Here is a 14,270-nt window from a genome sequence, read left to right on the forward strand (position 1 = left end):
GATACTGCTTACATTTCCAATTATCAACGCTTGCGGCGATCCGGGTAAGGAAAAAAACCGACCTGTTTGTTTAAAAAGCAGAGATGCCGCCCGTCAGCTTCCGGATATATTCCGACGGCGTGCAGCCCATCTGTTTTTTGAACACCTGGCTGAAATATTGCGGGTTGTCGCCGAAGCCGAGCTGCTCGGCCATCTCGAATATTTTGGCATCGGGGTTTTCGGCCATCAGCTCGGTCGCCCGCTGGATCCGGATGCGCATGACGTAGTTGGAGAACTTCTCGCCGGTCTCCTTTTTGAACAGCTTGCCTAGATAGTCGGCGTTCATGTACAGCATTTCGTGCGCGACGAGGTTCAGCGACAGGGAGGCGTTGCCGATCTGCTCCTCCACGATGTCGATCACCTTCCGCACGATGGCGTTGTATTTAAATGCATTCCGTTCGTAGTTGCGCCCGGCCATGTCCCGGACCGTCTCTTCGAGGAACGACTGAATCGCCTGCAGCGAGCCCATGTCGGCGATCTCGGATATCCGCTTGTAGGCCTCCGCCATCCGTTCCGGTCCGTCCAGGCGCACCAGCGCGGCATACATCGAAATGGCGTACGACTTCGTCATTTCGATGCCGAGCTGGGCCCGTTTGAGCTCGGCGATGAACTCGGAAAGGGCGAGCGAGGCCTCTTCGCGGTCACCCGAGCGAACGGGCAGCATCAGGCGCTCTTCGTCAAAAGCGAACTCGCTGACGCCGCCGTCGGGCACAAACGTGTCCTTCCGTGTAATGATCCCGCTCTCGTCCAGATAGAAGCGGTAGTTCAGACACTGCAGCGTTTCGCGGTACAGCTTCCGCGCGGACGTGATCGGACCGGGATCGCTGACGGCGACGGTCACGTTCATTTTGTAATACAGCCGGAAAGTGCGGCGGATATCCTGCAGCCGGCTGTGAAGCAGCTCCTGATCCTCCGGGTCGGAGATAAGGATCAGCGCGTGGTCGCCCAGCGTCGTGCTCATCAGCGCCGTTTGCAGCAGGTCCTCGGCGATATTTTTGACGGCAAATTGGTGCTCATAATCGGCTTCGCCCTCAATATGGCAGAGCAGCAGCCGGACGGGGCGCCCGAAGTCGCAGGGAAGCAGGCTGCGGTATTCCTCGAGATCCCGCCGTCCGTAGGTTTTATTGATGACGAATTCGCGGAGCACCTGTTCTTTGACGTGAGGGATGACTTTCTCAAAGCGGCGTTTCATGTCCAGGGTAAAAGCTTCACGCCGGCGTTCCTGATCCAGCTCGGCCGTCACTTCCTTCAGCGCTTCGGCGATTTTGGTCTCGTCGGTCGGCTTGAGCAGGTAGTGCTTGACCCCGTACTGCATGGCACGATTGGCGTATTCGAATTCCCCGAATCCGGACAGCAGCACAAATTTGACGTTCGGGTGGGTGGCATAGGTTTGGGCGACCAGCCCGAGCCCGTCGAGTCCGGGCATCCGGATGTCGCTGATGACGATGTCCGGCGGATCAGCTGCGATCAGGTCGTAAGCCTGCAATCCGTTCTGGGCCGTTCCCGTCAGCACTGTCCCGAAGGCCTGCCAGTCGACCATTTGCGAAATGCCGTCCAATATGATGCGTTCATCATCCACCAATAGCACTTTATACATGCTCGGATCCCTCCATTTCTTTCGGTAACCTGATATGAATGCGGGTCCCCTGACCGGGGGCGCTGTTGATGAATAGCCCGTAATTCTCGCCGAACGCAAAGCGGATCCGCTCGTCGATGTTAAGCAGGCCGATGCCGTTCCCCGCCGTGGTCAGCCTGCCTTCCCGCAGCAGCTCAAGCGTATCTGACGCCATGCCCGGGCCGTCGTCTTCGACGATGAGGACAAACGCGTCCGCTTCCTCCCGGCTGGTCAAGGAAATGGTGCACGTGCCGACGGAAGGCTCCAGCGCATAATGAATCGCGTTTTCGAGCAGGGGCTGGAGCGTCAGCTTCGGAATTTTCCGGAAGTGCTCCCGTTCGGGAACGTCCATGTGGAAGGACAGACGCTCTTCAAACCGGAATTTCTGGATCGTGATGTAATGCTGCACCATTTCCAGCTCCTCCTTCAGCGTCAGGATCGGCTCCTTCAGACTGACCGAATTGCGGAGCAGAAACGCCAGCGCCTGCACCATTTGCGAAATTTGCGTCTGTTTGTTGATTTTGGCCATCCAGTTGATGGACTCTAGCGTGTTGTACAGAAAATGCGGGTTGATCTGCGCCTGCAGCGCCTTGAACTCGGTCTCCTTGATCAGAAGGCGGCTGGCGTAATTTTCAGTGATCAGGTCGTTGATCCTCTCCACCATAAGGCGGAACGTCCGGTGCAGCAGGCCGAGTTCGTCCATCGCGGGCGGCTCCTGGTCGCCGGCAAGGATGTTGGCTTCGGCGAAGTTCCCCTTCTCCGCGAGCTTCATGCGGGCGATCAAATTCTCGATCGGGCGGGTCAGCCCCCGGGAGAAGCGGATGCCCCACAGAATGGCGAAGGCAAATATCAGAATGAAGACACCGATAACGATTTCCTTGATCAGGACGATCTGCCGGAAAATTTGGTTGAACGGGGTCACATTCAGGTAGGTCCACCCGGTGGCGGAAGAACGGTTATAGGCGACAAAGTACGTTTTTCCCTGAATTTCCTTGATAAAATATCCGGTCTCGGATGTGATGGAGCTCTGGATGAGGGCGGGATCGAAATGCGGCTGCGAGGGATAGATCACGTCGGGCCCGGAGGTCACGATGAGGTCGCCTTCCCCGGCGCCAAGCTCGTGCACGATCCGCTCCATGTTGATCCGCATGAAAATGGTGCCGATATCCTGCAAGTCGAACATGGTGCCCGAGTAGGAACGGACTTGACGGGTCAGAATCAGGGCCGGATCGGATGCGTCGGGGAAGGTCCAGCGCGCCTGGCCTTCGGCGTTGTCCGCCAGCCTGAGGATCACGTCCCGCTTTCCGGCCTGGATGGGAACCAGGCTGCCGACATCCTGTTGGGCTCCGGCCGCATCGACCATATGGATTGAGTAGAGGGAGGGCTCGGACCCGACATAGGTGAGGAGCCTGTCGACCATGTGCTTGCGCAGGGTCAAGCGATCGTAATCGGAGTCGCTTTGGGCGATGGATTTGAGCTGGGACTGGATCTGCGTGTCGGTGATAATGTTGAAGGACAGCTGCTCGAGGCGTTCGAGCTCCTTTTCAATCGCAGAAGACGACAGGTACAGCACGCGGGAGGACTTCACGTACAGCTGCTCGTCGTACACCGAGAAGGCGTACTGCTGCACAATCAGGGCAAAGGCAAAGGTCATGGCAACGATAAAAGCGATCAGGATGGACAGCTTGTTCTTGATTTTCATATGCCTGAAACGGCTCTTCCAAGTCTGCACGGCTACTCCCTCCGCCCGCCTAGGCGGGATTTTTGTACAACATTATGTCATCGCTTTGGAAACGCTGTCAACAGGCAGGAGAGGCCTAGGACCGGGACCAAGGGACGATTCGGAGACCTTTGGGATATCGGTATTAGGATGGTCTGATGTCGTGATTTTGCATGTTTATTAGACCGAAGCCTAATATGGGATTCTCTGCTGAAAACGTCTTTTTCTATGTAAAAAAGGTGGGGAAATTTTCAAAATAGAGGCTTGCAAATATGTCGATCCGACATATAATATATATCGAAACGACATATTTAACGGAGGTGAGAGAGGTGTACGAATTGTTCGTTCTGGGCGAGCTGATGACAGGTGAGAAGCACGGATATATGCTCCAGGACGTCTTGAATAACGCGGTGGGGCTTGGCCGTAAGATTAGCTCCGGCACGCTGTATCCGCTTCTGTCGCGGATGACGGAGGCCGGGTGGATTCATCTGCGGATCGAAGAAGAGACGAAGGGCGGGCGAACCCGGAAAATATACGCGATTACCGATGCCGGGCGGGAGCGGTTCGAAGAGCTGATGAAGGAGACGCTTGAGCCGAACCCGGAAGCCGAGGCCGCGCTGATTTTCCGGTTTAAAATGGTGTATTTCGGCTACGTGACCAAGGAGGTCCGCCTGGCCTGTCTGGAGGATTACCTGCAGATCATCCGAAGAAGCCGGGAGTATGTGTCCCGGTTTGAGGCGTACCTGCAATCACAGCAGCCGGAACCCGCCAAGCAGCGGAACCAGCTGCTCCGGATGTTTGATTACCGCAAACGGCTGGGAGAGGCGGATGAAGCCTGGATCACGGCAGAGATCGAGCGAATCCAGGCCGAGGAAGATTGATGGAAATGTCGTGAAAGATGACGATCAGGAATATCGCCACAGGGATTGAACCAGCACGATGATTCCAGAAGATTTGGAGCACATGAAACCACTTTAATTTATGGTTAGGGAGGAATTCATCTATGGAAAGGCTCTGGACGAGGTCTTTTATTCAAATCACGGCCGCTATGCTGGTGCTGTTCACTGGGTTTTATCTGCTGCTGCCGACGATGCCGCTCTTTATCAAGGAGATGGGCGGGGACGAATCCCAAGTCGGGCTCGTAACCGGCGTGTTCACGCTGAGCGCCGTTCTGTTTCGTCCCATTGTCGGCGGGCTGCTCGACCGTTACGGCCGAAGGCCCTTTATGATTTGGGGATTGATCTTCTTCGTATTGTCCATGTATCTGTATGACTGGGTTGGCGGGATCGCCGTTCTTCTCGGACTGCGGATTCTTCATGGGGCCAGCTGGGCGCTCTCTACCACGGCGGTGAGCACGTCGGTTACCGACATTATTCCCGTCCAGCGGCGCGGTGAAGGCATGGGCTGGTTTGGCCTGGCGATGACGATCGCCATGGCGGTCGGACCGATGCTCGGGACCTGGGTGCACCAGAGCGGCTCATTTCACGATTTGTTTCTGCTGGCGACCGGCTTATCCGCCGCGGCCTTCATTCTCGTCTTTCTGACCCGGATTCCGTTTCAGGTCAAGGCGGAGCGGCGGAAAATCGTCTTTTTCGAAAAATCGGTGCTTCCCGTCACCTCGTCGCTGTTTTTCCTGTCGGCGGCTTACGGCGGGATCACGACGTTTCTGCCGCTCTTTGCCGAATCGGTCCGGGTGAACGCCGGCACCTTCTTTCTCGTCTACGCCCTGGCGCTGACGCTGGCGCGGCCGGTGGCCGGCAAGCTGGCCGACCGGCTCGGCGAAGCTTACGTGATCGTGCCGGCGCTGGCCGTTACGGCGGTTGGGCTCCTCGTCCTTGCCTTCGCCGGCGGGCTTGCGGGCGTCATCACCGCCGCCGTGCTGTACGGCATCGGATTCGGCTCGGCTCAGCCGGCCATGCAGGCGGTGAACCTTCGGCTTGCGGATCCGGAGCGGCGGGGCGCGGCCAGCGCTTCGTACATGACCGCCTTTGATCTCGGCATCGGCCTGGGCTCCATCCTGCTGGGCTGGGTGTCGCAGTATACGGGGTACAATACGCTGTTCGGCGTCTGTGCCGCATCCGTCGCCGTATCCGCGCTGATCTTTCTGGCATTCGTCCGCAAACCGCTGGCAAAGCGGCAGGTGGAGCAGGCGGCCGTAGAGTAATAAGAACGGCTTAGCAGGCCGCCCTGTTTTTTAACCAAAAAGTAAGGGAAATTGGATGTAATCGCTTCCCTGAGAGGTTTATAATGGAAAAAAGCCGCGTCTCCGTCTTATGGGCCTAGCTAAGGAGGCACGGCAAAACTTTTTTCGAAAAGAGGGATTCGAATGTCCAAAGGTCAGTTACAGTGGATTATTCCCGACGGGTACATTCCACCGACGAGCAGCGGCCAGCTGGAAAGCCACGAATCGATTTGCGTGCTGAACTTAAGCGGAGAAGAAGTGACGGTGACGGTCAACGCTTTTTTCGAAGACCGGGAACCGATCCTGGGCATGACGGCGACTGTGGGGGGGCAGCGGACGCATCATATCCGCACAGCCCATTTAAATGTGGAAGGGAAGTACATACCGAAAGGGGTTCCTTATGCCATGGAGGTCACCGGCAGCGCACCGATTTTTGTGCAGTACAGCCGGCTGGATTCTACGCAGGCAGAGAACGCGCTGATGAGCGTCATGGCCTTTCCGGTGAAGGAATAGAGATTCAGGTTTTTTGACCCCTCAGGCCCTTTAGGGTACTTCAATCCCTTTAGGGCCGGGCTTTTCGGACAGCATTAAAGCCTGCCGCACAGACGAATTGCGGATCATCCGCAGCTTTCCTCGGTATGGCTCAACGATCTGCATGATTTCCGGCTTTTCCTTTTTCGCGTGCCGGTAGTTCCATTGGTACATTTTGCGGAGCATGCTGAACGTCTGCTTGTAGTTCCCCTGCGCAAGCCCCAGCTTTTGCACGGTAAAACGCTTCAGTATGCGGTAATTGCGGACCCAGATCGGCGTATCGACGTAAACGATCAGGTCCGCGTCCGCGAAGCTCCGCTGCACCCACTGATAATGGACGCCCTCGATAATCCACCGGTCCTGCTCGAGAATGCCGTTCAGGATGCGGTCTCTTTCCTCGAAGCTGTTCTTCACGTCTCCATGGCCCGTGCGCCTCCACACCATATTATCCAATTCATAATAAGGGATGCCTAATTGGTCGGACAACGCTCTTGCCAAAGTCGATTTGCCGCTGCCGACCGAGCCGATAATGCGAATTTTGTCCGGTGTCTTCGCACTTTCTGGTCCATAAACTGCCATGATCCTCGCCTCCCGTTAACGATAAATTCGATTTTCCGGAAGGGAGATCCTGCCTGATCAGTCCAACATTTCGATCCACCGGGTAACTGGGCCAGTTTCTATTCTTCTTCAGGAATCTGAACAATAATATAGTTTGGTTTTGCGTTATTTTGATCCACTTCCGTTTCCTTGAACACAACATCGTTCCAATTGTCCTTATGAATCAAGCTATAGCCGGTCGATCCGATATGCGGCATCCAATGGAAGGCGGCGAATGTGGAGTCTTTAATTGATGGCAGTGTTCCAATTTCGTTGGTTATCGTTCCGTAAATAAAATACAGCTGCTTTTGAGTACTTGCTTTTTTGGTGATTAAGCCTTGCCATTTCAAATAAGCGATATCATCAGAAATTTCAAAATAACTGATGGCATTGTTGTTTTTTTCAAAAAATTGATCGTGCACATTTTTTGGAAAATAATACTGGATACTTGAAGTCTCGTAAGTGGGAGTATTTATTTTAGGCAGCAGTGACACTCTTGGAAGATTGATCGCCGCATTCCTTGCAACGCTTAACTCATCACTCAGGAGATCGCTGGTCAAATATGAGCTTGCCTTTGTGATGTATGCTGTCTGAGTGGATGGATTCCAGGTAACAGAGCCGCCCATGGTTTCCGTGACAAATCGCAGGGGGATCATCGTTTTTCCATCATAGATAAACGGAGCTGTGTTCAACTTCACAGCTTTTCCGTTTTTCAGGGCGGTTGTTTGGTTGATGGTAAGCAATAGACTGGTACCCTTGCCTTTTGCGGTCACTTGTTTTGCAGCGTGATTCCATTGGAAAGTTAGATTATCTAGCGCTTTAGCTTCAGTGAAGCTAATAAATATTTGGTTGTTTTTTATAAGGACATCTTCGGGTGCCAGATCTTGTTTATTGATGATGACATGAGTTCCACTATTGGTTCTGGCTGCTGCTGTACCGATGCTGTGATCCGGCAGCATGAGAGCTGCTGCACAGAGAAATGGAATCGAGGCCATGGTGATTTTCTTCATCATTCGTCCCTCCTGTTTAGATATTCCTATATATAGACGTCCTATAAACGAGAAAGTATGACTTCATTACATCTTAACCAGCCCCCATAAGACCGAGGTCATGGCCTCAACCAGCCCCGTTTTCCAATGCACTTACCAGAAAAATTAACGGACAGCCCATTGAATCAGGGTGAATGATAAATCCGCCCGCAAAACATCGCTTGACCTTCACATGATGTGAGGGTTTACACTTGCTTTAACAGATGGCTGCAAGGCCGATGAAAGGGGGTAACGATGATGCATATTAGCGAGCTGTCCCGGGCCACAGGCGTGAGCCTGCGCTCACTGCGGTATTACGAGGAGAAGGAGCTGCTTCATCCCGTCCGGCTGGATAACGGGTACCGGGAGTACAGCATGTCCGATGTCGAGCGCGTCCGGATCATCCAGCTGTACTTCAGCCTTGGACTAAGCGCCAAAGAAATCAGCGATGCCTATCCGTGCGCCGGATCGGAGGAGGTTCGGCGGGAATGCTTGCCCGGAGCGATCCGGGTAGGGGAAGCCAAGCTGGCGGAGATTGGGGAGCGGATCGACACGCTTCGAAAAGCGGAAGACCATTTACGGGCATGCCTGACCACTTGGAGACGTGAGCTAGAGAAAGGAGAAGATTGGGAATGAATAGCAAGCGGGTTGCACTGATCACCGGCGGGAATCGCGGGATCGGAAAGGAAATCGCCAGACAACTGGCGCAAAAAGGGCTGCATGTCATCATTGGCTGCAGGAGCAAAGAGAAGGGGCGGCAAGCCGTATTCGAGCTGCGTTCGGAGGGGCTTGAGCTGGAGGTCCAGGTGGTGGATCTGCAGGACCCGGGAAGCATCGATGCGATAGTGGATCGAATCCGGCAGGAACATGGCAGGCTGGACGTTCTCATTAACAACGCGGGCATCATTCTGGATCGAGGCGTATCTGTCCTGGACGTGGAGGAGGATGTGATGAAAGAAACGCTGGAGACCAACTTCTTCGGCGCGCTGCGCATGATCCAGGCGGTGGTGCCGTTGATGAAGGAGCAAGGGTACGGGCGGATCGTCAACATGTCGTCCGGTCTCGGTTCTTTTGAGGTGATGCAGGGTCTCCTCGGGCTTAAGGGCTCATCCTCTGCTTACCGGATTTCCAAAACGATGCTGAATGCGCTGACGGTGTTGGTGGACCAGGAAGCCGCGGCGTACGGTATTCAAACGAATGCGGTTTGCCCGGGCAGAGTGCAGACCGATATGGGCGGGACGGATGCCCCGCTCTCGGTGGCGGAGGGGGCCGATACGGCTGTGTGGCTGGCTACTGCGGGAGAGGACGGCCCCAGCGGTGGATATTTCCGGGAACGGAAGGCCATTTCCTGGTAGCCCTTTGTTGAAACGGAATGGTCATGATGGTTTTCCGATGGCTTATCAAATGCATCATATGAATGTCATATCATTTTTAATATGATTTTTATATAACAATTTTGATATGGTTATGATGATTAATATGCATTTTACTTATGTTAGTGCGTGTTTTATGATCAGAAGGCGGCCACCTGGTCATGCTATGGTTACGAAAGGCTAGTCGAGCAACGGAAATCATCCTGATTCGAAAAATATGCATTTTCATGGAGGGATATGAAGTGGTCAACGTCAACTTCGATTTGAACGGAAAGGTGGCTATCGTTACAGGTGCCAGCCGCGGGATCGGAAGAACGATTGCTGAGGGGCTTGCCCAGGCGGGGGCGGATGTCGCATTGACTGCCCGGACCGAGGCCGAGGTACTTGCAGCGGCTCATGAGATTAGCCTTGCTACCTTGCGGCGTGCGCTCGGCATCGCTTGTGATGTTACCGATAAGCGTTCCGTAGACTCGGCCGTTCAACAAGTGGTGGAAAGATTCGGGAAAATCGACATATTGGTCAACAATGCCGGGACAAACATTCGCCATTCCGCTTTTGAGCTCAGTGAGGAAGAATGGGACTTTGTGGTCGATACCAACTTAAAATCTGTTTTTTTGATGTCTCAGGCGGCAGGAAGCCATATGATCGAACGCCAAAGCGGCCGTATCGTAAATATCGCTTCCGTGGCATCGGAACTAACGCTGTCATTCTCAACGGCATATGGGCCCAGCAAAGCGGCCGTCGTGCAATTGACAAAACAGCTTGCCAGCGAGTGGGCCCGATATGGCGTTACCGTCAATGCGGTTAGTCCTTGGTTTATCCGGACTTCTCTTAACGCAGAAGCCCTCGATGATCCGGATAACCAGAAGATGATTGAACAGCGGACGCCAATGGGGAGGTATGGCCGTTTGGAGGAAGTGGTCGCTCCCGTTCTGTTTTTTTGTTCCGAAGGAGCGGGATACGTTACGGGGCAAAATTTATTTGTTGATGGAGGCGTTACGCATTACGGGGTGTAGGAGTACAAAGGGACTGGCCGGATAGCACAAATATCCTTCAATCCCAATTTCGCATCTAGTTTGGCATGTGATTTTAATAAATATAAATGGCGCCATAGGGACGGATCCCTGTGGCGCCATTTTGGCTTGCGATACTTTAAAGCATCTAGCAGGCCTATGAAAGTGTTATGTGCGCTCTGATCGAGGGCTACAGACCCGGCAAACGTTTGGCTTATCTTTCCGTGTCCTTTCGCCCCAACGGTTATTCCCTGGCCTGCTGTGTAAGAAAGTACAAAAACCAAACGGCATGGTTCTGCTCATCGGCGGCTGCCCTGAGGAAAGCCTGCCTCACGGCCGGATCGGATGCCCGGTCGGCGGCTTCATGGTAGAAGTCCACCGTGTTCTGTTCGTCCTTGAAGGCAAAGTGGAGGCCATCGCGGTAGACGGAGGGGCAGGGCTCATTGATGACAGGTGCCGGCTGTCTTCCGGTCAGGGACGTGTACAGCCCGGCAAACGTTTGATAGTGTCTGATTTCGTCTTTACGGATCTCCATGATCTGTGTGCGTTCTTCTTCGCTTGGCGCCGCACCCGCCAGCCGTTCATAGCAGGCGATGGCGGAGTATTCTCCGTTGATGGCTTTCTCAAGATCGGCGATGGATGAGGCCGGAGCCCGATAGTCCCACGTATAGTAATACATTCTTGGTGTATCTCCCTTCGCAAATATAGGCTTTTCTTCACCCTATTCAGCTTCTTGGGCAAATGTCATTCATTTACGAAAAAATCGTGGGGAGGGACAAAGATAAGCCGCCACCCATAAAATGGTTATTTTTTATTTTTGAAATATCCGTTGACACCCCATTCTGGAAGCGCTATTATAGACCCATCTTAATCAAGTTGTTGCACCAAAACGGGAACGTTCCCAAAAATTTCATCGGTTTTGATTCGGTCATTTGGCTTCCTGTTAGATCCTTTCCCGTTCACATGAACTCTGATGCAGCAAAGCTGGGAGAGGCATTTCCTTCATTTTGGGAACGTTCCCAAAATGAAGTTGGCGGCGGATGATTGGAGGACCGTGACGGAAACTTGTCAAGACGGGAACCTCATAGAGGCTGTATGGATAGCTCTAAGACGGGGGACAGACAACCAACTGCTAGTGCCGTGAATCCTTCCGGTAAAGAAATGGCAGCTCCTGCCAAACAAGTCCTTTCCTTGGACCTCGGCTGTCTGGTAAAATGGGAACGTTCCCAAAAATGGTATTCGTGCTGTATCTTGCCATCGATTCCGTATCAGCGGGATAGGCAAGTGAAGGGGCCGAAACATGGGAAACGATACATGGAGAGAGTGATAACAGTGGGTCCAACCATTCACGATGTCGCCAGATTGGCAGGAACAAGCAAAAGCACCGTGTCCCGTTACCTGAACGGGCAGCAGGTTAAAAAAGCAACGCAGGAAGCGCTGGATAAAGCCATCAAGGAGCTGAATTTCCACCGCAACGCCAATGCCCGCAGGCTGGTGCTTGACCGGACGAACAGCATCGCCGTCGTCGTCGACAACATTTCGAATATTTTCTATTCCGGCATCATCCGGGGCATTGAGGGAGTAGCCAATCTGAAGGGATACAATTGCACCTTCCTGAGCTGGACTTCCAACTATGCCGAAGAAATATCCTTCCTCAACCTTCTGTATGAAGGGCAGGTCGACGGAGTGATCCTGGTGAGCTTCCAAAAGCGCAAGGACGAAGACCTGGAGAGAATCAGGGACTCGCAGTATCCGATCGCACTGATCGGCGATCACGGCGGCAAGGACGGCATTTTCGCGGTCGACGTCGACAATGCGGCGGGGGTCTACGATATCGTCGGATACTTGCACAGCCTGGGCCACCGGGAAATCGCATACATTTCCGGACCGCAGCATGCCGCAGCGAACCAGCACCGTTTTAACGGATATTTGCAGGCGATGGAAACGCTTGGGTTAACCTACCGACCGGAATGGGTGGTGGAGTCGGACTGGAGCAGCCAGGGCGGATATCAGGCGATGAAGCAGCTGCTGGAGCGCAAAGGCTTCTCGGCGGTCATCGGCTCCAACGACGAAGCGGCAACCGGGGCGCTGCGGGCCATCCAGGAGCACGGGCTCAACGTGCCCAAGCAGATGTCGGTCGTCGGGTATGACGACATTTCGATCTCGGAATGGGTGTATCCGTCGCTGACGACGGTGCGCCAGCCCTTTGAAGCCATCGGCCGAAAAGCGGCGGAAGGATTGTTTCAGCAAATCGAAGGCATCCAGGACAAGAGTGAGGAAGCGATCCATCTGCTGAAGCCGAAGCTCATCGTCCGGGACTCTTGTGGAACCAAGTAAAGTGTAAAAAGGGGTGAAAACGATGGGCTCCAAGGTCAACAGGTCATTTTACGGTTACATCTTTGTGGCGCCTTTCTTCATCGGCTTTGCCGTATTCGGGCTGATGCCGATTCTGTACACGCTCTACCTCAGCTTCATGAAATGGGACGGATTTTCGGATCCGGTCTATGTGGGGCTGGCGAATTATTCACGCCTGCTGCACGACAGCTTCTTTTATCAGACGATAGGCAACACGCTTATTATCTGGATTCTATCCAACGTTCCCCAGCTCATCTTATCGGTGCTGCTCGCGCTGGTGCTGAACGAGCGCTTTATCCGGGGCAAGCATTTCTTCCGGGCGGTCTATTTCTTTCCTCACATCATTACGCCGGTCACGCTGGGGGTCATCTTCTCCCTCATGTTCGACTGGCAGACCGGGACGATCAACAAGCTGCTCATGAGTCTGGGGATCATTCACGATCCGGTCAACTGGTTTAACAGCCCATGGTGGTCCAGAATTATCGCATCGGGGGTCATCTGCTGGCAGTACTTCGGGTTTAACATGATCGTCTTTATCGCCGGACTTCAGGGCATTCCGAGAGAAGTGTATGAAGCCGCCGAAGTGGATGGGGCGACCAAAAAGCAGACCGCGATGCACATTACGCTGCCGCTGCTCCGCCCGGTATTCCTGTTTGTGTTCATTACGTCGGTCATCGGCGGCCTGCAGCTGTTTGATGCGCCGCTCATGCTCGGAGACGGGCCGGGCAACTCTTCCAGAACGATGGTCATGTACTTATATGAAACGGCTTTCAAAAACTTTGATTACAGCTACGGGGCGGCGGTCGCCTACGGAATATTCTTTGTGGTCATGTTCTTTACGGCCATTACGGCCAAAGCGTCGAAGCTGAAGGATTAAGGAGGTCCACCTTCATGGCTAAAATACTTACCCGAGGCATTCTGTACCTCTTTCTCATCGCCGTGGCGGCGACATGCCTGCTGCCCTTCTACAGCATGATCATTACATCCACCCATGCCAACTCGGATATTGCGCGGAAGCTGCTGCTCATTCCGGGAGACCAGTTTCTCGACAACTATGCGAGGCTGAAGGACACCGTCAACATTTGGCGGGGCTTCGGGAACACCGTCCTGATCACCGTCACGTCGACGATCATTAACGTGTACTTTGCGGCACTGGCCGGGTACGGCTTCTCGAAATACAACTTCAAGTACAAAAACGTACTGTTCATGTTTGTGCTCGGCACGATGATGATTCCGGGCCAGCTCGGCATCATCGGTTTCTTCAAGCTGATGGATTCGCTGAACATGCTGAACACGTACTGGCCGCTCATTTTGCCGTCGATCCACAACGCCTTCGGGATTTTCCTGATGCGGCAGTTCGCGGATTCCTCGGTACCGACGGAAATCATTGAATCGGGCCGGATGGACGGGTACGGCGAATGGCAGATCTTCAACCGGATCGTGCTGCCGATCATGAGTCCGGGGCTTGCGACGCTGGGAATCTTCGCTTTTATCGGCAAATGGAACGATTTTCTCACGCCGATGATCGTCCTCTTCGACAACAACCTGCAGACGCTGCCGGTCATGATCGCGAGCCTGAAATCCCAGTTTACATCAGACTTTGGCGCACAGTATGTGGGCATCGTGATTGCGGTCGTACCGATCCTCGTCTTCTTCTCGTTCATGTCCAAACGGATTATCGACGGGGTGGCGGCGGGAGCGGTCAAAGGCTGACCGATTGAAGCAGACATCAAGACGGCTTGACTTTCAGACTCCAGGGAAAGAGGTGATGACCGGGAAACGGCGCAGTGGACCGCCACGAAAACAAAGTCAATTGA

14 protein-coding genes are annotated in these 14,270 nt (G+C 53.9%); 9 read left to right on the forward strand and 5 right to left on the reverse strand.

The annotated features are described in order from the left end of the window. Positions 1 to 70: 70 nt before the first annotated feature. Entirely contained in the window at positions 71 to 1,636 is a 1,566-nt protein-coding gene (locus tag K2F33_RS12445) for a response regulator (protein WP_263881853.1), read from the reverse strand. Then, positions 1,629 to 3,386, reverse strand: a complete 1,758-nt coding sequence (locus K2F33_RS12450; RefSeq protein ID WP_263881854.1) for a cache domain-containing sensor histidine kinase — start codon at positions 3,384 to 3,386, stop codon at positions 1,629 to 1,631. Before K2F33_RS12450 ends, K2F33_RS12445 begins: the two co-directional genes overlap by 8 nt. Before the next feature lie 317 nt (positions 3,387 to 3,703). Here K2F33_RS12450 and K2F33_RS12455 point away from each other — a divergent pair, with 317 nt between their 5' ends. The 3 genes from K2F33_RS12455 (at position 3,704) to K2F33_RS12465 (ending at position 6,069) form a co-directional block, all read left to right on the forward strand. Beyond that, on the forward strand, positions 3,704 to 4,255 hold the full coding sequence (locus K2F33_RS12455; RefSeq protein ID WP_263881855.1) for a PadR family transcriptional regulator: 552 nt from the start codon (positions 3,704 to 3,706) through the stop codon (positions 4,253 to 4,255). Between the two features lie 122 nt (positions 4,256 to 4,377). Next, a complete protein-coding gene (locus K2F33_RS12460; protein ID WP_263881856.1) occupies positions 4,378 to 5,538 on the forward strand; it encodes an MFS transporter in 1,161 nt (386 codons plus the stop codon). 162 nt (positions 5,539 to 5,700) lie between these two features. Further along, on the forward strand, positions 5,701 to 6,069 hold the full coding sequence (locus K2F33_RS12465; protein WP_076173796.1) for a sensory rhodopsin transducer: 369 nt from the start codon (positions 5,701 to 5,703) through the stop codon (positions 6,067 to 6,069). Between the two features lie 30 nt (positions 6,070 to 6,099). On the opposite strand, the gene K2F33_RS12470 is transcribed toward K2F33_RS12465, so the two are convergent. Further along, entirely contained in the window at positions 6,100 to 6,666 is a 567-nt protein-coding gene (locus K2F33_RS12470; RefSeq protein ID WP_263881857.1) for an AAA family ATPase, read from the reverse strand. A gap of 98 nt (positions 6,667 to 6,764) precedes the next feature. Next, complete coding sequence (locus K2F33_RS12475; RefSeq protein ID WP_263881858.1) at positions 6,765 to 7,697, reverse strand: copper amine oxidase N-terminal domain-containing protein; 933 nt, start codon at positions 7,695 to 7,697, stop codon at positions 6,765 to 6,767. 270 nt (positions 7,698 to 7,967) lie between these two features. Here K2F33_RS12475 and K2F33_RS12480 point away from each other — a divergent pair, with 270 nt between their 5' ends. From K2F33_RS12480 to K2F33_RS12490, 3 genes are all read left to right on the forward strand, one after another. Then, a complete protein-coding gene (locus K2F33_RS12480) occupies positions 7,968 to 8,348 on the forward strand; it encodes a MerR family transcriptional regulator (protein ID WP_306433702.1) in 381 nt (126 codons plus the stop codon). After that, on the forward strand, positions 8,345 to 9,067 hold the full coding sequence (locus K2F33_RS12485) for an SDR family oxidoreductase (protein WP_212985263.1): 723 nt from the start codon (positions 8,345 to 8,347) through the stop codon (positions 9,065 to 9,067). The genes K2F33_RS12480 and K2F33_RS12485 overlap by 4 nt, the downstream gene beginning before the upstream one ends. A 260-nt stretch (positions 9,068 to 9,327) precedes the next feature. After that, positions 9,328 to 10,101 carry an SDR family NAD(P)-dependent oxidoreductase gene (locus K2F33_RS12490; RefSeq protein ID WP_263881859.1) on the forward strand — a complete coding sequence of 258 codons (774 nt, stop codon included), beginning with the start codon at positions 9,328 to 9,330 and terminating at the stop codon, positions 10,099 to 10,101. Between the two features lie 241 nt (positions 10,102 to 10,342). Here K2F33_RS12490 and K2F33_RS12495 read toward each other — a convergent pair whose 3' ends face one another. Then, a complete protein-coding gene (locus K2F33_RS12495) occupies positions 10,343 to 10,777 on the reverse strand; it encodes a ferritin-like domain-containing protein (protein ID WP_263881860.1) in 435 nt (144 codons plus the stop codon). A gap of 635 nt (positions 10,778 to 11,412) precedes the next feature. On the opposite strand from K2F33_RS12495, the gene K2F33_RS12500 reads away from it, so the two are divergent. Genes K2F33_RS12500 through K2F33_RS12510 form a run of 3 tightly spaced genes read left to right on the forward strand, consistent with a single transcriptional unit; the run spans position 11,413 to position 14,166 of the window. Then, complete coding sequence (locus K2F33_RS12500) at positions 11,413 to 12,435, forward strand: LacI family DNA-binding transcriptional regulator (protein WP_212985261.1); 1,023 nt, start codon at positions 11,413 to 11,415, stop codon at positions 12,433 to 12,435. A 22-nt stretch (positions 12,436 to 12,457) separates the two neighbouring features. Then, positions 12,458 to 13,330 (forward strand): carbohydrate ABC transporter permease, encoded by an 873-nt coding sequence (locus K2F33_RS12505; protein ID WP_076173788.1) that lies wholly within the window; start codon positions 12,458 to 12,460, stop codon positions 13,328 to 13,330. A gap of 14 nt (positions 13,331 to 13,344) precedes the next feature. Beyond that, positions 13,345 to 14,166 carry a carbohydrate ABC transporter permease gene (locus K2F33_RS12510; RefSeq protein ID WP_076173787.1) on the forward strand — a complete coding sequence of 274 codons (822 nt, stop codon included), beginning with the start codon at positions 13,345 to 13,347 and terminating at the stop codon, positions 14,164 to 14,166. Positions 14,167 to 14,270 lie beyond the last annotated feature (104 nt).

Origin of the sequence: Paenibacillus sp. PSB04, assembly GCF_025809195.1 — a bacterium.
In the GTDB taxonomy this organism is placed as follows: domain Bacteria; phylum Bacillota; class Bacilli; order Paenibacillales; family Paenibacillaceae; genus Paenibacillus_AQ; species Paenibacillus_AQ favisporus.